This is a genomic window from Chloroflexota bacterium (genome assembly GCA_026708035.1).
Lineage (GTDB): Bacteria > Chloroflexota > UBA11872 > UBA11872 > UBA11872 > JAJECS01.
The window spans coordinates 43,448-64,902 of the sequence record JAPOVQ010000014.1 but is presented as its reverse complement, the minus strand read 5'-3'; the positions used below and the strand labels follow the sequence as shown (position 1 = coordinate 64,902).

The 21,455-nt window shown below is 64.7% G+C and carries 16 protein-coding genes and 2 tRNA genes; 11 read left to right on the top strand and 7 right to left on the bottom strand.

Annotated elements, in window-relative coordinates:
* Positions 1-100: 100 nt before the first annotated feature.
* Both OXG33_06135 and OXG33_06130 read left to right on the top strand, forming a co-directional pair.
* Positions 101-1,003: a thymidylate kinase gene (locus tag OXG33_06135; protein ID MCY4113503.1), complete on the top strand. Its 903-nt coding sequence runs from the start codon at positions 101-103 to the stop codon at positions 1,001-1,003.
* Positions 1,000-1,707, top strand: coding sequence for a thymidylate kinase (locus OXG33_06130; protein MCY4113502.1), 708 nt, complete (start codon positions 1,000-1,002; stop codon positions 1,705-1,707). Before OXG33_06135 ends, OXG33_06130 begins: the two co-directional genes overlap by 4 nt.
* A 27-nt stretch (positions 1,708-1,734) precedes the next feature.
* Here the strand turns inward: OXG33_06130 and OXG33_06125 are convergent, their stop codons facing one another.
* A complete protein-coding gene (locus tag OXG33_06125) occupies positions 1,735-2,826 on the bottom strand; it encodes an ATP-dependent 6-phosphofructokinase (GenBank protein MCY4113501.1) in 1,092 nt (363 codons plus the stop codon).
* A gap of 545 nt (positions 2,827-3,371) precedes the next feature.
* Here OXG33_06125 and OXG33_06120 point away from each other — a divergent pair.
* The 3 genes from OXG33_06120 (at position 3,372) to OXG33_06110 (ending at position 8,846) form a co-directional block, all read left to right on the top strand.
* A complete protein-coding gene (locus OXG33_06120) occupies positions 3,372-4,253 on the top strand; it encodes a sugar phosphate isomerase/epimerase (protein ID MCY4113500.1) in 882 nt (293 codons plus the stop codon).
* A gap of 159 nt (positions 4,254-4,412) precedes the next feature.
* The gene (locus OXG33_06115; protein MCY4113499.1) at positions 4,413-6,386 is read left to right on the top strand and encodes an ABC transporter substrate-binding protein; all 1,974 of its coding nucleotides are present in this window, start codon (positions 4,413-4,415) and stop codon (positions 6,384-6,386) included.
* Between the two features lie 402 nt (positions 6,387-6,788).
* Entirely contained in the window at positions 6,789-8,846 is a 2,058-nt protein-coding gene (locus tag OXG33_06110) for an ABC transporter substrate-binding protein (protein MCY4113498.1), read from the top strand.
* A gap of 116 nt (positions 8,847-8,962) precedes the next feature.
* On the opposite strand, the gene OXG33_06105 is transcribed toward OXG33_06110, so the two are convergent.
* Positions 8,963-10,570, bottom strand: coding sequence for a sialidase family protein (locus tag OXG33_06105; GenBank protein MCY4113497.1), 1,608 nt, complete (start codon positions 10,568-10,570; stop codon positions 8,963-8,965).
* A 263-nt stretch (positions 10,571-10,833) separates the two neighbouring features.
* On the opposite strand from OXG33_06105, the gene OXG33_06100 reads away from it, so the two are divergent.
* Positions 10,834-12,381 carry a beta-N-acetylhexosaminidase gene (locus OXG33_06100; protein MCY4113496.1) on the top strand — a complete coding sequence of 516 codons (1,548 nt, stop codon included), beginning with the start codon at positions 10,834-10,836 and terminating at the stop codon, positions 12,379-12,381.
* Between the two features lie 94 nt (positions 12,382-12,475).
* On the opposite strand, the gene OXG33_06095 is transcribed toward OXG33_06100, so the two are convergent.
* From OXG33_06095 to OXG33_06085, 3 genes are all read right to left on the bottom strand, one after another.
* Positions 12,476-12,547 (bottom strand) — tRNA-Asn (locus tag OXG33_06095).
* Positions 12,548-12,875: 328 nt separating this feature from the next.
* Positions 12,876-14,258, bottom strand: a complete 1,383-nt coding sequence (locus OXG33_06090; GenBank protein ID MCY4113495.1) for an RtcB family protein — start codon at positions 14,256-14,258, stop codon at positions 12,876-12,878.
* A 144-nt stretch (positions 14,259-14,402) separates the two neighbouring features.
* Positions 14,403-14,840 carry an archease gene (locus OXG33_06085; protein ID MCY4113494.1) on the bottom strand — a complete coding sequence of 146 codons (438 nt, stop codon included), beginning with the start codon at positions 14,838-14,840 and terminating at the stop codon, positions 14,403-14,405.
* A gap of 78 nt (positions 14,841-14,918) precedes the next feature.
* On the opposite strand from OXG33_06085, the gene OXG33_06080 reads away from it, so the two are divergent.
* The 4 genes from OXG33_06080 to OXG33_06065 all read left to right on the top strand — a co-directional run bounded on the left by OXG33_06080 (position 14,919) and on the right by OXG33_06065 (position 20,033).
* Entirely contained in the window at positions 14,919-16,208 is a 1,290-nt protein-coding gene (locus OXG33_06080; protein ID MCY4113493.1) for a molybdopterin molybdotransferase MoeA, read from the top strand.
* 9 nt (positions 16,209-16,217) lie between these two features.
* Positions 16,218-16,291 (top strand) — tRNA-Val (locus tag OXG33_06075).
* 349 nt (positions 16,292-16,640) lie between these two features.
* Positions 16,641-18,818: an MMPL family transporter gene (locus OXG33_06070; protein ID MCY4113492.1), complete on the top strand. Its 2,178-nt coding sequence runs from the start codon at positions 16,641-16,643 to the stop codon at positions 18,816-18,818.
* 132 nt (positions 18,819-18,950) lie between these two features.
* Entirely contained in the window at positions 18,951-20,033 is a 1,083-nt protein-coding gene (locus tag OXG33_06065; protein ID MCY4113491.1) for an oxygenase MpaB family protein, read from the top strand.
* A gap of 77 nt (positions 20,034-20,110) precedes the next feature.
* On the opposite strand, the gene OXG33_06060 is transcribed toward OXG33_06065, so the two are convergent.
* Positions 20,111-20,497 (bottom strand): type II toxin-antitoxin system death-on-curing family toxin, encoded by a 387-nt coding sequence (locus tag OXG33_06060; protein ID MCY4113490.1) that lies wholly within the window; start codon positions 20,495-20,497, stop codon positions 20,111-20,113.
* Positions 20,494-20,727, bottom strand: coding sequence for a hypothetical protein (locus OXG33_06055; GenBank protein ID MCY4113489.1), 234 nt, complete (start codon positions 20,725-20,727; stop codon positions 20,494-20,496). The genes OXG33_06060 and OXG33_06055 overlap by 4 nt, the downstream gene beginning before the upstream one ends.
* A gap of 206 nt (positions 20,728-20,933) precedes the next feature.
* Here OXG33_06055 and OXG33_06050 point away from each other — a divergent pair, with 206 nt between their 5' ends.
* The gene (locus OXG33_06050) at positions 20,934-21,338 is read left to right on the top strand and encodes a hypothetical protein (protein ID MCY4113488.1); all 405 of its coding nucleotides are present in this window, start codon (positions 20,934-20,936) and stop codon (positions 21,336-21,338) included.
* The last annotated feature ends 117 nt before the right edge of the window (positions 21,339-21,455 follow it).

Here is a 21,455-nt window from a genome sequence, read left to right as displayed (position 1 = left end):
ACAGCTCAAGCATGAACCGCACGAAGCCTCTCTGCACCCCGATCTGTCAGCGCGGGCCGACTATCATATAAGCCCCACGCCGCCCTTCGAGGACCACGCCGTGAGACTCGCCGGACTCGCTGGCCTCTTGCGGGCATGGGTGGCGCGAAGTCGCCGAGGCACGGGGCGTGCAGCCAGCGCCGAAGGAGCCGACGGCCCGTCGGACGGTGGCTCACCCGCGCCGTCGAGCCGCCGCGCGCCGGTGATGTCGGACGACGACGGCATGCAGCCCGGACCGTTTCCGGGGCGCTTGTTCGTTGTGGAAGGGATCGACGGCTCCGGCAAGAGCACGCAGCTCGACCTGCTCCACAAGTGGCTGACCAGCCGCGGCGTGCTGGTGGTGTCCAGCGAGTGGAATTCGTCGCCGATCGTCCGCGGTACCACGCGCCGAGGAAAACGGCGTCGCTTGTTTTCCCCCATGACGTTCAGTCTCATCCACTGCGCGGACCTGGCAAACCGGGTCCACGAGCAGATCATCCCGGCGCTCCAGGCCGGGGCCACGGTGCTTGCCGACCGCTATATCTATACGGCGTTCGCGCGTGACGCCGCCCGCGGTGTCAACCCCGTTTGGCTGCGCCACCTCTACGCCTTCGCCCCGAAGCCGACCATGGCGTTCTACTTCGACGTTCCATTGCCGGAGGCAATTCGACGAATCGAGGACGGTCGTGCGCGGCTGAAGTACTACGAAGCCGGCATGGACCTCGGCCTGAGCAGCGATCTCAACCGGTCGTTCCAGGCGTTTCAAGGCATGATCCAAACCGAATACGAGCGGATGCTTGATGAGTTTGGGCTGATCTCCATCGATGCGACCGCCCCGCCCACCGAGCAGCAGCACAAAGTCCGCGAGCTTGTTGAGCCCCACGTCGGCGGGGCGCTCAAGATTCAAGACGGCGGCCTGGCGGACGCCCTCACGACATCGGGACTCACGGGGCGTTACCTGGACACGCTCGGCGCCCGACGATGAGAAACCGGCAGGCGCGCGTGTTGCGCTTCTATGGGGAGCCGCCTACCGGATGGCACGACCGCGAGGTGCTGGGTCGCATCATCGTTTTCGAAGGCCCCGACGGCGCCGGACGTTCGACCCATATCCGGCTGATCAAGGAGTGGCTGGAGGACATGGGAGTTCCAGCCGTGGATACCGGACTCACCCGCTCCGACCTGGCCGGGCGCGGCATTGACCGGGCCAAGACGGGGCACCGGTTGGACGCCGTGACGCTCAACCTGTTTTACGCCACCGACTTCTGCGACCGCCTGGAGCGGGTGATCCTGCCGTCGGCCCGCGCCGGAATGGTGGTGCTCGCCGACCGCTACTTCTACTCGCTCATCGCGCGGGCGGGTGTGCGAGGCATGCCGCGTGAGTGGATGGACGGGCTCTATTCGTTCGCCCCGATCCCTGACAAAGTGATTTATCTCGATGTCGATGTGGATCAGCTCCTGCCGCGCGCCCTGCACGCCGGAAACATCGACTACTGGGAATCGGGGCAAGACTTTCTGAAGGGAACCGATCCGCATTCGACCTATATCGCCTACCAGACGGACATGATCCGGCAACTTCGCGAGCTGGCCGGTATCCATAGCTTCGACGTGGTGGACGCGCGCGGACCAATTACGCAGACCTTCGAGTCCATCCGCGGGCGCATCGAGGAAGTGATCGCGGACATCGCCTGAGATCGCGCTGCGGCGCGGCAGCGACTTCTAGTCCCCCAGCTCGACCCCGGTGTCGCGCGCGGCGGAAACCCAGTGATGATCCAGCGGCACGGTTTTGCGTTCGCCGGCAACGTCGGCGAGGTCGACCGGCGCCACCTCTTCGCCGTGCACGCCGATCATGCTGCCGGTGACGCCATCGGCCACATATCGCGCGCAGGCGGTGCCGAGGTGAGTGGCCAATACCCGGTCGAAGGGCGATGGCGTTCCGCCGCGCTGCACGTGACCCAAGATCGTCAATCGCGATTCCAGCCCGGTCAACTCTTCGAGCTGGCGGGCAACCTGCTGCGAGTGCGCGCCAAGTGAGTCGCCGTGCCCATTGCGTCGTCCGCCGGCAGCGTTGCCGTTGCCGCGTTCCTTGCCCGAAGAGCTTCCAAGCGGCCGCGCCCCTTCCGAAACCGCGACGATGCTGAATCCGCGACCGCCCAGGCTGCGGCGGCGGATCGCTTCCGCGATCTTCTCGATGTCGTAGGGAATCTCGGGGATGAGGATCACGTCCGCGCCGGCGGCGAGGCCCGCGCCAAGGGCGAGCCAGCCGGTGTTGTGACCCATCGTCTCCACGACGATGATTCGATGATGGCTATGCGCCGTGCTGTGCAGGCGGTCAATGGCCTCGGTGGCAATCGTCAGCGCCGTGTTGAACCCGATGCTCACATCCGTTCCGGCAACGTCATTGTCGATGGTCTTCGGCAGGGTGACGATCCGCAGACCCTTGCGAAGCAACCGGTAGGCGCTGGCTTGCGTGCCCCCGCCACCCAGGCAGACGAGCGCGTCCAAGCGATGTTTCTCGAAATTCTCGACCATGATGTCGGTCATATTCGCCTTGCGCCCGGCTACGGGCATGCGATGCGGCTTGTCGCGGCTTGCCCCGAGCATCGTTCCGCCAAGCGTCAAGATTCCGGAGAGGTTGTCGTTGTTGAGCTCGATGAACCGGTTTTCCATGAGCCCGCGGAATCCATCGCGAAAACCGACAACGCGCATGCCGAACTGTTGAATCGCGGTCTTGCCGACACCGCGAATGGCCACGTTCAGTCCCGGGCTGTCGCCGCCCGCCGTGAGGATCCCGACGTTTCTCAGCGACAGCTGCAATCGACTCTTTCCTTAGCCGACGCAGAGGCCTGATAGGCCGCTGCCGACCACATCCAAGGTCTCGCCACGCGACGGTCACTTGCGCTGGACGCCGTGCCCAGAGATGCGGTGACGGGCCTGGCCCGGGCGGCGCGCGATCCATGGCGTAGGCCAGAGGCGCGGCACGCCAGTGGCATGACAGTTGCCTGCCGGGTCTGGCGGAGCATTCGTTGGCCTTCCCTCAACGCACCACCGCGCTGGAATGATACGCGCGGCGCGTGATCGGTGCTGGCGCACCGCACCCTGCGAATCGAAGTGCCGTCAGTTACGGTTTGGTCGCGTTGGCATCGGGGCATCTTGGGAATCCAGCGGTCGCCAGGCTCGGTCGAAACCAAGGCCGGTCGGCTCGCGGGCGGAGCGGACCGCAACAAACGCCAGGTGTCAACGAGCCAAGCGCAGCCTCAACGTTGTTGATCCTTCGACAAGATTCGTCCCGTTCAATTCCCGCCCTGGCCACGGGCGCTGCTATAACGGCTATGGAGTTTTCAGGAATGCGACTCATGCACGAACGCCAACGACTTCCCCGGTTTTCCCTTGCGACGAGCATGTGGGGCGAAGTGCCGACTACCACGCTCACCCAAGCGCTCGCGGAAGTGACCGCGGCAGGCTTCGAGGCGATCGAGTTCTGGCCGCCGCTGTGCCCCCTGATTTCCGATGACATGCGGAGAAACGCTCGGTCGGCATTGGAGGCGGCCAAGGTTCAGCCGACCACGATGCACGCGCCGCTTACCCCGACGGTCAACCTTGCGGCGGTGGATGAACTCGAGCGGCGCCTCTCGGTGTACGAAGTCGCCGCATGGCTCGCCCCCTATGCCGACCTCGGCGGTGAGGTGGTGGTGGTTCACCCGACGGGCAGCGCGTACAACGACGAGGCGGCCAACGCGATCAACGTCGAAGCGGCCAACGATGCGGCCCGCCGGTCGCTCGACGAGCTCTATCCAATCGCCGATCGCCTGGGTCTGCGGATCGCCTGCGAAAACCTCATGGAGCGCGGCACCCCGCGCCCGCTCTGCCGGATGGAGCAGTTGCGAGCGTTGATCGAGCCGTATCCGGCGACGGTCGGCATTTGCCTTGACACCGGTCACGCGGTGGTCAACGGGCTCAATCCGGCGTCAGAGGCGCGCGCCGCGGGCGAGCGGTTGATTGCGACACACCTGCAGGACACCGATGGCCTTGACGACCGGCATTGGGTGCCGGGCGCCGGCCACATCGACTGGGACGAACTGGTGTCCACGCTTCGCCAGATCGGCTACACGGGCCGGTGGACGTTTGAGCTGAGCTCGCGCGACAGCGCGCCGGCATCCGTGGCGTGCGCCGCGAAGCAAGTTGCGTTGGTCTGGAGCGGCCAAACGGCGGTGACCGCGGACTGCTCCAGCCCCTAAATCGAGCCGCGGACGCGGGGCGGATGCGAAAGGCGCGGCTGGCTTGACGCTCTGGACCAGAGAGAATCCGCAGCGGTATAGTCCACCGACAGGCGCCGGATACGCTGGGGTGGGTTTTTTGTCCCGTCGCCAGGCCGGCCAATCGGGGAGGGCACACGTATGAGCCATCACATTCGCGCGGGCGTCTCGCGACGGCGCGTCCTCAAGGGCGCAGCTGCCGGGATGTTTGGCGCAGCCGGGGCAGCCGTGTTGGCGGCGTGCGGTGAAACGCAGGTCGTGACCAAGGAAGTCATCAAGGAAGTCCCGGTCGAGACGGTCGTGACCAAGGAAGTGGTCAAGGAAGTTCCGGTCGAGACGGTCGTGACCAAGGAAGTCGTCAAGGAAGTTCCGGTCGAGAAGCTGGTGACCACCGAGGTCGTCAAGGAAGTTGAGGTCATCAAGGAAGTCGCCGTCGAGGTCGAGAAGATCGTGACGAAGGAAGTCGAGGTCATCAAGGAAGTCACGGCCGAGATGATGATTCCTGAGGGTCCGATCAGCGGCGGCACGCTGAATCACAGCGGCAGCGGCCCGAACCACCAGGACATCTTCAACCCGCTCAAGCAGGTCAGCAGCTCGCAGGCCTACATCACCGACTATGTGTTCCTGCCCCTGTGGTATGGCGACACCTGGGGCCCGGGTGACACGCCGGCCATGACGGGTGAGTGGGACAAGGGCGTGGCCAACAGTTGGGACGAGGTCGAGCGCGCCCGCGTCTACAACTTCCACATCAACCCCGACGTCACGTGGCACGACCAGGTGCCGTTGACGGCCGACGACGTGCTGTTCGGCGCCAAGATGGGGCTGGACAAGAACTACGGCTCGGGCCAGCACAAGAAGGCCTGGGGCCGAATCGAGGGCGCCGAGGCCTGGGGCGAGAACCCCACGGACAACGTGGAGGACGTTCCCGGTCTGACGAAGATCGACGAGATGACCGTGCAGATCGCGATCGACCGGCCCGATTCGGCTTGGTGGGCGAGCCGCGACTGGCACCTGCCGCCGATGGCCCGGCACCACTACGCGGGTCTCGACCCGGCGACGGCGATCGAGACGCGGGCACTGAATCCGCTGGGCAACGGCCCGATGATCTGGGAGCGCTACGTTACTCAGCAGTTCGCCGACATGACGGCGCACAAGGACTTCGCCTACGGCACGCCGTACGTCAACGACTACGTGGTCCGCTACGGCGAGCGGAACGCGCTGGACGCGGCCATGGAGGCCGGCGAGCAGGACTTCCACCGGGCGAGCAACATCGAGGCCTTCCAGCGCCTTGCGAGCCTGGGGCACCTGCGGCCGTTTCCGCAGCGCTCGCCGTTCGGCGGGCACGTGTTCCTCAACCAGAGCGCCGAGATCTTCTCGGACATGACCCTCGAGCAGCAGTCGCTGATGATCGAGGCCATGGTGCGGGCGGTGGACCGGGACACGATCAACAACGAGCTCCACGCGGGCACGCTGTTCATCTCGGACTACATCTTCGAGCACGTGGCGCTGATGCAGGACCCGCCGGAAGGCACGTTCCGCGCCATGCCCTACGACCCGGACGCGGCGCGCGCTCTGGTCGAAGAGGCCCAGTGGGACTCCGAGAAGGAGATTCAGTGGATCAAGTGGGGGCCGCCGACGCCGACGGACCTGGCACTCAAGAACTACTGGGAGCAGGTGGGCATCAAGGTTGAGTTCTTCCTGGTCGACGGCTCGGCGGTGATCGAGAAGCTGTACCAGGAGCGGGTGCACGACCTGGTCCTCGCCAACATGGGCGGCGACCAAGCCGTGGTAGACGCGTGCCTGCGCGTGTGCAGCGACCGGGTGTACGAGCTCGGTGGCTGGAACCACTCGAACATCAACCGCCCGTGGATCGACGAGGCGTACGCCGACATGTTCGCGGCGGAGAACAACGAGGCGCTGCGCGAGCGATGGATCGAATTCGCGACGCGACTCCACTCCAAGGGCAACATGGTGGCCGGGCTGCTATGGCGAGGCTCGCTGCGGAACCTGTATCACAGGCGTCTGCAGGGCGCGTTCTACATGCAGTTCTACGCCATGCCGGTGCACTCGCCGATCGAGCGGGTGTGGCTGGACGACTACTGGGAAGAACGGTAGCGCCTACCGCGATGCCGCCGCACCGCGCGGCGGCATGAGCCCAGATCGAGGAGCCGGCGGTCGAATGACCGCCGGCTCTTCGGCGTTGTTGACGAGATTCGGCTTTCTAAACTACGGTGCCTGAAAGTGCGGGCATACGTTGGGCCAGTGCATGCTGGATGTGCGTAATCCGACGAGCAGGCGAAGCCGCACGCCATCCGACCGAACCGTGACCATTTCGGTCAAGCCGGGCAAGCCTACGTGTCATGCCTTGCCCGTACACCACTCCTCCAACGCACACAGTTCCGCGGTCAACCGCCGATTGACTGAAGGGAGGAGGTCCAAACTCAAACGCGGATAACCGTTGGGACCGTGGTCGGACACTGACTTTTTCACAGCACCTAACCAGGGGAGGGACTACAGATGCTTGAAGTCGGAAAGAAAATGATGACCCGCCGAAACCTCATTCGGGGAGCGAGTGCGGGTCTATTTGGAGCAGCGGGTGCGGCCGTGCTCGCGGCATGTGGCGAGGCGCAGGTCGTCGAGCGCATCGTCACCCAGGAAGTGATCAAAGAGGTCCCGGTCGAGACCATCGTGACCAAGGAAGTGGTCAAGGAGGTCCCGGTCGAGTCCGTGGTGACCAAGGAGGTCGTCAAGGAAGTCCCGGTCGAGAAGGTCGTAACGCAGGCGATCGTTCAGCAGGTCATCAAGGAAGTTCCAGTCACGATCGAGAAGGTGGTCGAGGTCGAGAAGGTCGTCACGGTTGAGGTCGAGAAGGTCGTCGAAGTCGAGAAGGTCGTGACGGTCGAGGTCGAGAAGGTCATTGAGAAAGAGAAGATCGTCGAGCGTCCAACGTCCGTGCAGGCCGGTCAGCCGGTATACGGCGGGGACCTGAGAGTCAGCTGGGGCGGCGGGATCGCCGGCGCCAGCTTCAACAGCTACACGCAGATCTCCAGCGACCAGGCCATCGTCAACGTCGAGGTCGGCACCTCACTGATCCACGGCGCCAGCTGGGGCGACGGGCCGTTCGCGAGCCTCGAGACTCGCTTCGGCGATGGCGTGGCCAAGTCCTTCGAAGAGGTGGCGCCGGAAGAGTCCTACATCTTCCACCTCGACGAGCGCTTCACCTTCCATGACGGCAAGCCGGTGACGGCGGACGACTTCATGTACACGTTCCACATCGTCACGCACCCCGACTGGGGCGTGGGATATGGCTCCCGGCAGCTCGAACAGCTGAAGGGGTTCAAGGCGTGGGCTGAGAACCCGACCGACAACATCGAAGACACCGGCGGGGTGAAGAAGATCGACAACATGACGATCCAGCTCACCACCGACGGCGTGCAGGAGCCCTTCTGGGCGAGCCCGAACCCCATGCAGCCCATGCCCAAGCACATCTATGAGGCGCTGGAACCGGCCACGGCGTTCGACACGATGGCGCTGCAACCGGTCGGCAATGGGCCGTTCAAGTTCGAGCGCTACGTCGACCAGCAGTTCGCCGAGCTGAGCCGCAACGACGACTATCCCTACGGTGCGCCGTGGGTGGACCGCTACATCGTGCGCTATGGCGACCCGTCGGCGCTCGACGCCGCGACGGAGGCGGGCGAGCTCGACTTCCTGCGCACCAGCAGCGTCGAGGCCTATGCGCGCCTGGCCGGCATGCCGCACATGCAGGCGCAGCCCATGCGATCGCCGTTCGCGAGCTTGATTTTCCTCAACCACAGAATCTTTGCGGAGAAGTGGCCGGACGTGAACGTCTCGCTGATGACCGAGGCGATGGTGATCGGGGCCGATCGCGTGTCGATCGCCAACAACATCATGGCCGGCACGCTGTTCGTGGACGACTACCACTTCAGCCACATCCGGTTCATGCAGGACGTGCCGATGGACGCCTATCGGGCGTTGCCATACGACCCGGAGGGGGCCAAGGCCCTGCTCGAGGAGTCTGGCTGGAACACGGACGACACGCTGACATGGCTGGGGTGGTTCGCGCCGCGCCCGCAAGACCTCGCGCTGATGGCGAACTGGCTCGACATGGGCCTGAAGGTCGAGTTCGAAAGGGTCGACCGCGCCGTGGTGGTCGAGCACCTGTGGGAGACCGGGGCCAACGAGATGGTCGTGGCCAACCTGGGCGGCTCGCAGGACGTGGGCGATGCGTTTCGGCGGATGGGGTGCGACAACATCTGGCCGAACGGCTACAACTACCACCACGACTGCTTCCCGGAGATCGACGCGCTCTATCAGGTGGCGTTCGACGCTCCGAACAAGGCGGCGCTGAAGGAGGCGTGGATCGAGATCTCCCGCTACCTGCATGGTCGCGGGACCATGATCGCCGGACAGTTGTGGAAGCACTCGCTGCTCTTCCTCTACCACCGACGCGTGAGCGGACCGTGGTGGATGAACAACTACGCGATTCCGGCGCGCAGACCCACCCACCGCGTGTGGCTCGACCCGCGCTGGTCCGGTAGGGACTACGTCGGGTAGGCCCTGGCGAGCGCCCCGGTAGACGGGTCGCTCACCAACGCAAGCGGCGGGGGTGAATCACCCCCGCCGCTTCGCGTCGTGCCGGCTGGCTCGGCTGTCGCCGCAGAATTTCCGGGCTAGTCCTCGACCACCGCCTCGAGCCGGCGAACCAGGGTAGCGCCGCTCTCCGCGTCGGGCGTCCGACCGTAGAACGTGAGATAGCAGATTCCCAAGGGCGCGTGTTCAATCGGAATCCGGCGCTGCCGGTCGCCAACAGACAGTTCAGCCGTCTCCTCGGCGACATTCCAGGAAACCGTCACGGGCACCCACAAATCGGAGGGCACGAGGTCGGCGTCCAGGCCGATGTCAATGGCCCCGTTCGTTCGGCGATCCCTGGGGTCCCAATAGGTCTCGTCGAGCACCAGGTCCACGCCCGCCGAGGACGCGTCGCGCCGCAACTCGAAGCTCAATCTGCCGCGCACGGCGAAGGGGAAGTTGCGCTCGGCCCCGAGCAGGCCCTCGCCGTCGCACTGCAGCCGCAGCGCGTGCTCTTCATCGAGCGTCACCGTTTGCACGGCTGTCGCACGGGTGAACGACCAGCCCGCCAGCCCGTTGTCGAAGTCCTCGCGATCGCTGGTCTCATCCAGACGATCGGGGTCGACGTAAACGTACTGGCAGTCTGCCCGCTCACCGCCCGAATGATGGCCGAACTGCACCAGGACATCACCCTCGGGCAGCTCGGCAAACCGCGGGTACCCAACTCGTGCGCCGTCCGGCTCGTGCCCAATCGTCCGAACGATCTCGCGATAGCCGCGCCACGTCGCGCCGTTGTCGTGCGAGACCGCGACGTTGAATACCTGGCGGCACCAGGATTCGGTGGGATATTCGGTCCACTCGGCCAGCATGTCGGAGGCAAAGGGCGGCCCAATCCCGTTCGTCCACACGAACAGCAGCCGCCCGTCACGCAGTCGCAGGGCCTCGCCGGGCGAGCTGGACCCCTTGAAGCGCGAGGGCTCGGGCGGCGACCAGATCCGTCCGTCGTCGGAGAAGGACTCGTAGAAGCACCCGAGTTGCGTGCGAATCAGCATCCACACGCGGCCGCCGTCGAGCTCGGCCACCACCGGCTCGACGGCACCTGAGTGGCTGTGCTGGCCGCCGGACTCGACCGGCAGGTGGGTGGAGTCATGCCGCCAGGTGCGTCCGCCGTCGTCGGAGTAACACGATTTGGAGACGTACTTGCCGACGGCGCGTTCGACGTCGAAGTACTCCAGCGGCAGCACGATTCGACCGTTCGTCAAGTGGACGACGTTCATGATCGCCGCGGTGAATTCCTCGCCGTAGTCGAGTCGAACCGGTCCCTCCCACGTGGCGCCGCCGTCGCGGGACACGACGTGGTACACGTCGGTGCGCTGCTCGTGGAGCTTGGGGTCCTCGCGATCTTCGGGCCACTTCAGGAACCGCATGCCAAATAGGTGGATTGCGCCCTCGCGGTCAACGAAGTTAATGCACCCCTCCCAGCAACCCAGGCCCATGGGAAGCTCCATGATGACCTGGCGACTCTCCCACTCAATCGGCCGCCCCCGCCCATACTTGACGGTGAGGAATTCGGGAACCCATGGGTCGTCAAAGGCGCCGGACTCGAGCGAGGAATGCAGTACCTTGCCCCGCGTGGACGCGCTCATGCAGCGGCCATCCGGCAGGATGCTGATCTGCCCAGGCGTTGGGTGACGTTCGGCGATGATCATCGGTGAGCCCCCAGTCTGGATCGAGATTCGAGCCGCGTCGTCGGTCTTGCTGTCATTTCTGCATTCACCGGATCCCTTGCCTTCCCCTGTACGAGGCGAGCCCGCGGCCGATAGCACCGATATCGTGAGGCTCCAGATTCAGCGGCACAGACGGTTCCGTCAAGCGACACCTCCCGTCCTCACGACGGGGGCGCCCGCCGGATGAGACGACCGCGCGTGGGAATTGCGGGGAGTGCACCGCTAGCCGGTTAAACTCGATGGTCATGCACGATCCCGACGCAATCGCCATCATTCCGGCCCCGGCCGAAATCAGATCTCTCGCGGGACGATTTCGGCTCGGGCCCTCCACAACCATCCACCTGGCGGACGCGAGCTTCGAGCCGGTTGCCACGCGAGAAGTGCAACGGCTTCGCGCCACGACGGGCCTGGGGCTGCCGGTGGTATCGCATGGGCCGGCGGACGTTGTGATTGCATCGGACGCGTCGCTGCCTCCGGAAGGCTACCGTCTCGCGGTGAGCCCCGACGGCGTTCGGATTCAGGCCGCCGACGCCGCGGCGCTGTTCTACGCGTTCCAATCGATCCGGCAATTGCTTCCGCCCGAGGTGGAGAACGAATGCATCCGCCCAGACGTCGATTGGAGCCTTCCCGCCGTCGAAGTCCTGGACTACCCGCGCTTTCGCTACCGCGGGTTGATGCTGGACGTGAGCCGGCACTTCTTCGAGGTCAGGTTTGTGAAGCGCTTCATCGATCTGATGTCACGCTACAAGTTCAACCGCTTCCATTGGCATCTGACGGATGACCACGGCTGGCGCATCGAGATCGACGCCTATCCACGCTTGACGGAAGTGGGTGCTTGGCGAAGCGAGACGATGATCGGAAACAACCTCAAGACCTACGGCGGTGACGGCATTCCGCACGGAGGTTTCTACACGCAGGATGAGATTCGGGAGGTACTGGACTACGCCGCCGAGCGATTTGTGACGGTCATTCCCGAGATCGAAATGCCGGGCCATTCCACGGCCGCATTGGCCGCCTATCCCGAATACGGGTGCCATCCCGGGCCCTTCGAAGTGCCGGTGAGTTGGGGAATCAAGAAAGACATCTACTCGCCCTCAGATGCCACGTTTGGCTTCCTGGAAGACGTGCTCACTGAGGTCATGCAGCTGTTTCCCAGCGAGTACATTCACATCGGCGCCGACGAAGTACCCAAGGATCAGTGGCAGGCGAGCCGCCTCGCGCAGGAGGTCATCCAGCGTGAGGGACTGGCCGATGAGGACGAGCTACAGAGCTGGTTCATCAGGCGCATCGAAACCTTCCTCAATGCCAGCGGTCGCCGCCTCATCGGCTGGGATGAAATCCTGGAGGGCGGGCTCGCGCCGAACGCCACCGTCATGTCATGGCGCGGCATGAGCGGCGGCGTTGAAGCGGCGCGGCAGGGGCACGACGTCATCATGACGCCCAGGGACTACGTTTACTTCGACTACTACCAAGGCGATCCCGCCGTCGAGCCGCTGGCCGGCCGCTTCGGCCACCCAATCCCGCTGGACGCCGTGTATGGGTTCGAACCAATTCCGGATGAGCTGACGGAGCGGGAGGCCCGGCACATCCTCGGCGCTCAGGGCAACGTCTGGACGGAGTTCATCAGTACACCCGAACACGTGGAATACATGACGTTTCCGAGGGCATTGGCCTTGTCGGAAGTCGCCTGGTCGCCTAGAGCCCGTCGGAGCCTTGGTGGGTTTCACCGGCGGCTGAACACCAACATCGAGCACCTTGCTGCGCTCGGCGTGAACTTCAGGGCGCTCGACTAGCAGCAGGTCGCAAGCATGGGATCGCCCAAGGACTGTCGATTGCGCCTGGCGATTCAGCCGAGTGGGGCACCAGGAAGCAGGCTCGGGCAATCGGCTCCTCGGGCAGGACTCGAACCTGCAACCCTGCGGTTAACAGCCGCACGCTCTACCATTGAGCTACCGAGGAATGCGGTGCGGTGGGCGCTCACACGAACGTGGCGCCCGTGAAGGGCGCCAGGATCGCTGTGGGCCAGCGAGGTCTCGGCCTAAGCGGCCTCTTCGGCTTCCCCTCCGCCCATCATCTTCCGAACAGCCCGGAATGCCACTGCGACCACCCCAATGATCGCCGTGAGAATACCGATGCGTTTGATCATCTGAAAGCACCTTCGCCCTCGTCCGCTGCATTCGACTATAGCAGAGGCCGGTGGCGATTCGACCTTGCCCACCCGCCAATATGTGACGATGCCATCAGGTCGCGACCGGCCGATTCGGGCGCACTGGCAGCGCCCTCGACGCTAGCCTTTGATCACGCCCACGGGCCGCAGCCGGGCCACATTGCGGGAGATTCCCGCGCCGTGGGTGATGGCGGTCACATCGGTCACGTTCTTGTAGGCGTCGGGAGCTTCTTCGCTGAGCAGCCGAGGATTGCGCGCGCGAACGCCGACGCCCAAGGCGGCAAGCCGCTCGACCATGTTCACCCCTCGTAGCCGCCGGCGCGCCGCGGAGCGGCTGAGGACGCGGCCGGCGCCGTGACAGGTGGAGCCGAAGGACTGCTCCATCGCGCCCGCCGTGCCGACGGCCACATAGGACGCCCGCCCCATGTCGCCAGGGATGAACACCGGTTGCCCGACGTCCCGGTATTTGCTCGGAAGCTCAGGGTGTCCGGGTGGGAAAGCGCGCGTGGCGCCCTTGCGGTGCACGCAGACGCGGCGCACCTCACCGTCAACGACGTGCTCTTCGATTTTCGCGATGTTGTGCGCCACGTCGTACACCACCTCCATGCCGAGTGATCGCGCCGAGCGGCCAAATACACCCGAGAGCGCCTCGCGCGTCCAGTGCGTGATCGCCTGTCGATTCGCCCAGGCGAAGTTCGCGCCGCACGCCATGGCCGCCAGGTAGTCCTGCCCTTCCGGCGAGCGCAAGGGGGCGCACGCCAGCTGGCGATCGGGCAACTCGATCGCGCGACTCGACGGCGCCTGGGCGAATGTCTGCAAGTAGTCCTGGCAGATCTGGTGGCCGCAGCCACGGGAACCGGTGTGCAGGAAGACGACGACGGTTCCCGGCTGCTCGATCCCAAGCGCCGACGCGGCGGATGGATCGAATACCTCATCGACGACCTGCAACTCCAGGAAGTGATTCCCCGAGCCCAGGGTGCCGAGTTGGCCGGCGCCGCGCTCTTTGGCCCGCGCCGACACCGCCTTGGGATCGGCCCCGGCAAGGGCGCCGCCCTCCTCGGCAACCTCGAGGTCCTCGGGCCAGCCGAGCCCTTGGTCGACGGCCCACGCGGCGCCGCGGCGCAGCACCCGATCCATGTTCTTGTGCGTCAGGCGGATGCGGCCCTTGGTCCCCATGCCGGCAGGCACGGCGCGGAACAGTGCGTCCAGCGCGTCCTTGAGACGTGGGCGGAGCTCTCCCTCGGTGAGGTTCGTACGAATGAGCCGCACGCCGCAGTTGATGTCAAACCCGATGCCTCCCGGCGATATCACGCCGTCGCGCACATCCGTCGCCGCCACGCCGCCGACGGGAAACCCGTAGCCCCAATGCACGTCCGGCATGGCCAAGGCGTGCCCGACGATCCCGGGCAGGAACGTGACGTTGGCCAGCTGCTCCAGGGGTTTGTCGGATAAGACCGTCGGAAGCATGGTTTCGGACGAGTAGATGACGCCCGGCACTCGCATTCCGGCCTTGTAGCTCGTCGGAATCTGCCAGCGGAACTGGTCGAGGCGCTCGAGCTGCGAGGCGTCGGGGCCCGATGCCGGCGGCCCCGCCCCCCGCCCGCGCGGGCGCTTCCGGCGGCGCGACGCGCTCACGGCGACCTCAGGCTAGACATCCACGATCACCCGGATGCGCACGGCGTCCGATTCACACTGCACGGCCAGCTCGTGGTAGCTCACGGCTTTCACACCCACGCCGAGTAGATGATGCGCTTCGTCAAGCGTCTCGCCATGGGCGGTGGCGGAGAGCCGGAATCCTTCGTCGACTGAAACCTCAAAGCTCGCCGACAGCCAACCATTAACATCCAAGGCATAGAGCAGCTCGCTGAGCCAGGCCACCACGAGTGCGCCCGCATCCTCGGCGGCGACCCGAAACGTTCGCGTATCCCGGGCGCGAACGGTGCCGCCGTGAAGCACGATGGCCTGGAGGCCCAGTCCTGCCTCGGCAAGCGCCTCGCCGAATGACGGCCCCCACGCCTCGAGCCCGATGTCCGCCGTGTGATCGAATGTGGCATGGCCGCGCGCGCATCCTGTGTTGCCGGGCATGTGCGCTCCTTTGCTCAAGCATAGGCGAGGCGTCGGGGTCTAAACTGGTGGACGCAGCAAGCCGCAGACTCTGGGACAGTGCCCGGCACCGACACGTTTCTGTCCGTTGACGAGGCGCGCACGCGCATTCTGGCCGCCGTGAAGCCGCTGGCCCCGGTTTCGTTGGGTCTCGCCGAGGTTCACGGGCTGGTTACCGCGGAAGACGTGACCTCCCAGGTCGACGTGCCTGGATTCGACAACTCGGCCTTTGACGGATACGCCCTGCGGGCGGCGGACGTCGCGAGTGCGCGGGCGGATGCCGGCGTGTCGCTGCGCGTGGTCGGTGAGGTCGCCGCAGGCCAAGCGGGCGAAGTGCACGTCGAGCCGGAAACCGCGGCGCGGATCATGACGGGGGCGCCCATTCCGCCGGGCGCCGATGCCGTGCTTCCGTTCGAGGACACGGACGGCGTGCACTGGGCCCAAGAGTCAGGGGAGGCCAACGGCGAGGTTCGTGTCCTGGAAACCGCCGAGCCGGGCGAGAACATTCGACGGCGCGGGGGCGATGTCGCCAAGGGCGATGTCGTCGCTCCGGAGGGCCGCCTGCTGGACGCCGCCCACGTCGGCGTGCTGGCTTCGGTGGACGTCACCGAGGTTCGCGTCCACCCGCGCGCCCGAGTCGCAATCCTTCCGACCGGCGATGAAATCGTGGAGGTCGGCGATCCGATCGCTCCGGGGCAGGTGCGCAATAGCAATGCGTGGGGCCTGACCGCGCTTGCACGGCGCTACGGCGCAATTGCCGAGCGCCTCCCGATCGCCCCCGACACCGAGGCCGGCCTGCGCGCCGCCATCCGGCATGGCCGCGACGCCGACCTCTTGGTCACCATTGGCGGCGTGTCGATGGGCGACTACGACTTGGTGCGAGACGTGATCGCCTCGGCCGGACGCATGAACTTCTGGCAGATCAACATGCGACCCGGGAAGCCCCTGGCCTTCGGGGAAATCGACGGCACGCCCGTGATCGGCCTGCCCGGGAACCCCGTGTCGAGCATGGTCTGCTTCGAGCTGTTCGTGCGTCCCGCGCTGCTCAAGCTGATGGGGCACTCGCGCCTGGTGAATCCCATGGTTCAACCACGCGCCCTGGAGCCTATGCGCAGTTCCAGCGGAAAGCGTACCTACGTGCGGGTGACCGTGCGCCGAGAGGGCGACGAGCTCGTGTGCGCGCCCGCCGGTGAGCAAGATTCGTTCCGCCTGACCTCGATGACCCAGGGCAACGGCCTGGCGGTGCTAGCCGAAGGCGCCGTGATCAAAGCCGGCGATCCGGTGTCCGTGATCGCCCTGGACGAGCGAGAAATGCTGCTGCTGTCCCAACCGGCCACGCTGATACCATGACTCGCTCACGGGCGCGTAGCTCAGCTGGTCAGAGCGCGCGGTTCACATCCGCGAGGTCATAGGTTCGAGTCCTATCGCGCCCACCTCCGCGCGTGAGCGCCCCTTGCGCATCGCTCCAGCGCCCCAACGTCCAAACATTCGCAGTGGTCCAATGCATCACCAGGCTGCGACCTTTTGCGCCCGATCTGCTGCGGACCGTGACATCGTCGGTAAGTTTGTACTGATAGGGAAACTCGGAGGCTCTGTGGTAGAGTCGCCTAACGTGGCCGCGACCGACGAGCAGCACCGCGCCAAATCCGGCGCAAGCATCCGCTTTATGAGGTCTCCAACGTGACTGAAACTCTCGCTCGCATCAGTGCGCGAAGACCTTGGGTAACTATCGGGATTTGGGGCGCTCTATTCCTTGTTGCTGGCATATTGGTCCAGACACTTTTGGCAAGCGCAACGACCACAGACTTACGGCTGGCCGATAGATACGAATCCGAGCGCGCCGCTGCATTGCTCGAAGAACGATTGCGCGGCCCCAGAGCCTTGGCCGAAATTGTCATTATACAGTCGGATTCTTTGACAGTAGATGATGCCGCATTCCGAGCAAAAGTGGATCAGGTTCATCAAGATATCGTCTCGCTAGGCAGCGAGATAATCTCCGGTGGAATAGATGGACAGCAGATTAGCGGACAGCCATTTTCCCACTACTATCAAGCTGTCGCGTTCAGCGCCCTCATTCCTCCGGAACAGCTCGAACAGCTGCTCTCCATTCTTGTTTCCGGCAGCCAACGGACCGTTCTGATGCACTACACGCTGGCCGGCGACTCGGACGAGGCGACCGCCAACGTCGAGGAGCTCATCCACGTCGTCCGGGAAGCCAACGCGGCGGATGATTTCCGTGTGCTCATCGGGGGCGACGCCAGCGTGGCCTTTGAGAACAACGAGCTGAGCGCGCACGACCTTGAGCAAGGCGAACGCTTCGGCGTTCCGATCGCCCTGATCATCCTGTTGGTGCTCTTCGGCGCCGTGGCCGCCACCCTGCTCCCGCTGGGCATGGCCATTGTCGCCATCGCCATGGCGCTTGCCGCCGTGGGGGTGATCGGGCAGGCCTTTGAGTTGATCTTCTTCGTCACTATGATCATCACGATGATCGGCCTCGCGGTGGGCATCGACTACTCGCTGCTAATCGTGTCGCGCTTCAGGGAAGAGTTGAGTCGGGGGCTCGGCACACTCGAGGCCGTGGCCAAAGCAGGAGACACGGCGGGGCGCACCGTGTTGTTCAGCGGCACGACGGTTGTGATCGCGCTTATCGGCATGTTCATCGTGCCGGTGTCGTTCTTCCAGTCGCTGGGGCTGGGCGCCATTCTGGTGGTGGTCACAGCGCTCGCGGCCACTCTCACGCTCCTGCCCGCCCTGCTGGCGATCCTTGGTCCTCGGGTCGACTTTCTGACCATTCCCTTCCTGTCCCGATTCTCGTTGCGGAATACCGAGACGACTGGCCGCGGCTTCTGGATCACCATCACCCGTGCCGTCACTCGCTTCCCCGTGGTGAGCATTCTCATCATCGGCATTCCGATGATCGTGCTCACGTCGTTCTATTTCGGCATCAAGACCGGGCTCAACGATGTCAACACCTTTCCCGAGCGCGCGCAGACCCGGGAAGCGTTCATCGTCTTCGAAGAGGAGTTTTCCTTCGGTGACGTCAGCCCAGCCGGGATTCTCAGCCCCGCCGAGATCGTCATCGACGGAGACATCGGCAGCCCTGCCGTGCAAGCGGCGATCGCGCGCCTCCGACAGTCGCTGGCAGAGGACCCCGCCTTCCCCGTCCCGCCCGCGGAGCCTGAAGTCAATGCCGCCGGCGATCTCGCACTGCTCACGTTGCCATTTCCCGGCAAACCCAACAGCCGCGAAGCCACCGAAAAAATGGCGACGATCCGCGACGTGCACGTGGCCGGGGCGTTCGAAGGGGTGCCCGCGGAGGTCTACGTAGGGGGCGCAACCGCCGAGGCCGCCGACTTCTTCGGCATCGTCGACGTGTTCACGCCAGTAGTCTTCGCGTTCGTGCTTGGCTCCAGCTTCATCATCCTGATGCTGGTCTTCCGGTCGATCGTGATTCCGCTCAAAGCCATCATTATGAATTTGCTCTCGGTCGGCACCGCATATGGTCTGCTGGTGTTGGTCTTTCAGCGGGGGATCGCCCGAGATTTCTTCGGCTTCCAGGAAGCGGAGGTGATCGACGCCTGGATTCCCCTCTTCCTGTTTTCCATCCTCTTCGGGCTCTCGATGGACTACCACGTCTTCCTGCTCAGCCGAATTCGCGAACGCTATGACGAGTCCCAGGACAACCTGCAGGCCGTGGCGTACGGCCTCGAGTCCACGGGCCGCATGATCACCGGCGCCGCCCTCATCATGGTCGCCGTATTCGGCGCATTCGCCGCCGGCGAGACCGTGGTGAATCAGCTTGTCGGATTCGGCCTTGCGGTGGCCGTGCTGCTCGACGCGACGCTGGTGCGGTCGGTATTGGTGCCGGCGAGCATGGCGGTGCTGGGCAAGGGAAACTGGTATTTGCCGTCATGGCTGCGGTGGCTTCCAGACTTGCGAGTCGAAGCCGAAGACGGGTGACTTTCCCCAAGCAGGCCCTGGGTTAAGGTCGAGGCATACGCGCAAATGGAATTCCCCTCCGACTACCACGCAGGTTATGCAAGGGCTCGAAAACTAGCGCCAGAGCTAGCCGACAACTACATCGCGCACACATTGATCGGCGACCCGGAAGCCGATGCGATGATGGACGAGCTTGCTCCCCTGGGGCAAGCCAAGCTGGGCAGGTTCATCCAGATCGGAATGGATGGCCGGGACCAGCGCGCGCTGCGTGAGGCGCCGGCCGCGCTGCGGGAGTTTTTTCGGTCGTGTGAAAACGTGCCTGATTGGGTCGATCTTGAAGGATTTGCCCCTGGAGTCCGCATGTTTCATCGAAACTCACAGTTGGTCTTGGGGGCAATGGTCGGCGGCACGCTCGTCGAAGGCTTCTCCACCAACATCGCCAAATCGTTCTTCATCACCGGAAGGCTGCGCGATCAGGGCGTCAGGCGACTGCGACAGAACAATCGCCACATGGTCGAAATCTTCTTCCCGGGCGGCATGGAGCGGGATAGCGACGGTTGGAAACTCTCGGTACGCATTCGGCTCATTCACGCCATGGTCCGACGGCTCTTGGATGGCTCCGACGATTGGAGCTCGGAAGCTTGGGGAATCCCCATCAGCGCCGCCCACGTGGGCTATGCCATTACGGCGTTCTCGGCACGACTCTTGAAGCACCTCAAGAGCCTTGGAGCCAAGTTCGATGACGAAGAGCGGGCCAGCTTTATGCAGGTCTGGCGCTATTCGGGATACCTGATGGGCATTCCGGAGTCGATTCTATTTCAAGACGAACAGAGTGCTCTGGAACTATTCAAAATCGGCGGTATTTGTGAGCCAGATCCCGACTACGAGTCCGTTGCTCTGGCGCATTCACTGGTCAACTCAGCGCCGCTCATCGCCGGCATCACCGAGTCGGACGCCCGGGAGAAGCTTGCCCGGTACATATTCCAGGTGTCGCGCGCGCTCATCGGCACCGAACTCGCCAACCACCTCAAATACCCCCGATATCCCACGCCGGGCGTCCTGTGGTGGTTCCGGATGCAGAGTCGATACAACCGCGTCATGACCAAGCTGTTCAAGGGTCGCCTGCGCAACGAGAACCAGATGACGGCCCTGCTCGACGTGTCGAATTTTGACGAGACCGGCATCACCTACCGCCTGCCCGACCACGTCTACGCGGAGGAGTCCTCCCGATGGTAGGCCGCCGGACCTAACCCAATCTCAGGCGTCGTGCCGGGGTCGGAACGCTTGGCAGACCCGCTGGCCGGGCGCGGCAATCAAGGCTCCCTGAACGGCCTGACCTTCTCCTCGAGCCACTCGCGCAGCTGGGCAAAGCGGAATGAGTTCGTGGCGAACAACTGCATGATGAAGGCGTAGGCCTCATCGTTGTCGCAATCGATGAAACGGCCGTTCTTGCGCAGAAACGTGTCGGTTGCGAAGAAGGCCGTGCGCTTGTTGCCGTCCACGAAGGGGTGATTCATGGCCAGGCTTTCCAGGAGCGCGGCGGCCTCGTCGAGGACTCCGTCGTAGTAGCCCAGCTGCGGGCGCATGATGGCGGACTCCAAGGCGCCCGCATCACGAAGCCCCAAGGAGCCGCCGAATTCGTCGACGGCAATGTCATGGATCGCCACGACTTCCTCGACCGTCGGAAAGTTACTGGTCACGATTTGCCCAGCAACTCCCCGAGTCGCCGATTCTTTTCAAGGCTCGCCTGGAAGTGCGCCATGACCTCGGGCCGGACCCGCTGGCTCGCCCGGCTTTCGATGTAGTGGGTCATGGCGTCTTCCAACACGGCCTGGAAGTGGCGGCAGTCGTTGCGCGCGATCTGACGCATCGCCGCCAGCAATTCCGGGTCGGCCTGGCTAGAGAACTTCACGCGCGGCTTAACCATCATTCAACCTCCTCACGGGTTGTCTTCAGCATCTGCCGAGCCGAGCATCCAGTCAAGAACTGTCTTGACAGAGATGGACACTTCGCAATCGACTGGGCAACGCCTGGAGGGGTCCACCCACGAATGCACGAAGGGCGCTTCGCGAACCGCCCCTACGAGACCGGCAGCATGAGCGCATATCGCGGTCTCCGCTCGCTTAGACTGGCGCCATGACCGCCTCACTCGCAGCCGCTCTCGTCAGCGGCGTCGCCGCCGGACTGATTGTCGGGACGTGCACGGTTTGGCTGGCTTCACGGGTTCGGCGCGGGCACTCGGCCCCCGCCGCGACCGCCGAGTCCACCGAGGCGCGGCTGGCACGAGACTTCACCGTGCTGGCGGAGCTGCTATCGGAACGCCTGGCCAAGATCTGGCTGGCCGACACGCCCGGGGCGCCCGCGGCCGAGGGCGACGCGCACTATCACCACGTCTTGGAATCCACCACCACGATCGTGCGCCAAGCTGGAGCCTCCCCGAAGGCGGCAACGGCGGTCGGCGCGCTGACCGCCAAGCGGGTGCGCCCGGGCCCGATTCGGGGCAGGCGCGACGACGGCTCGCCGGTGGGACCGCCAGCCTAAGCGACCCACCTACAGAGACCTTGGTGTAGTCCTGAACAAGTGAGTCTCAATCTGGTTCCGCACCAAGCACCCAGGGCGGCTTCAGGTTCGACCGGACTGGATTCCGGCATCCGCCGG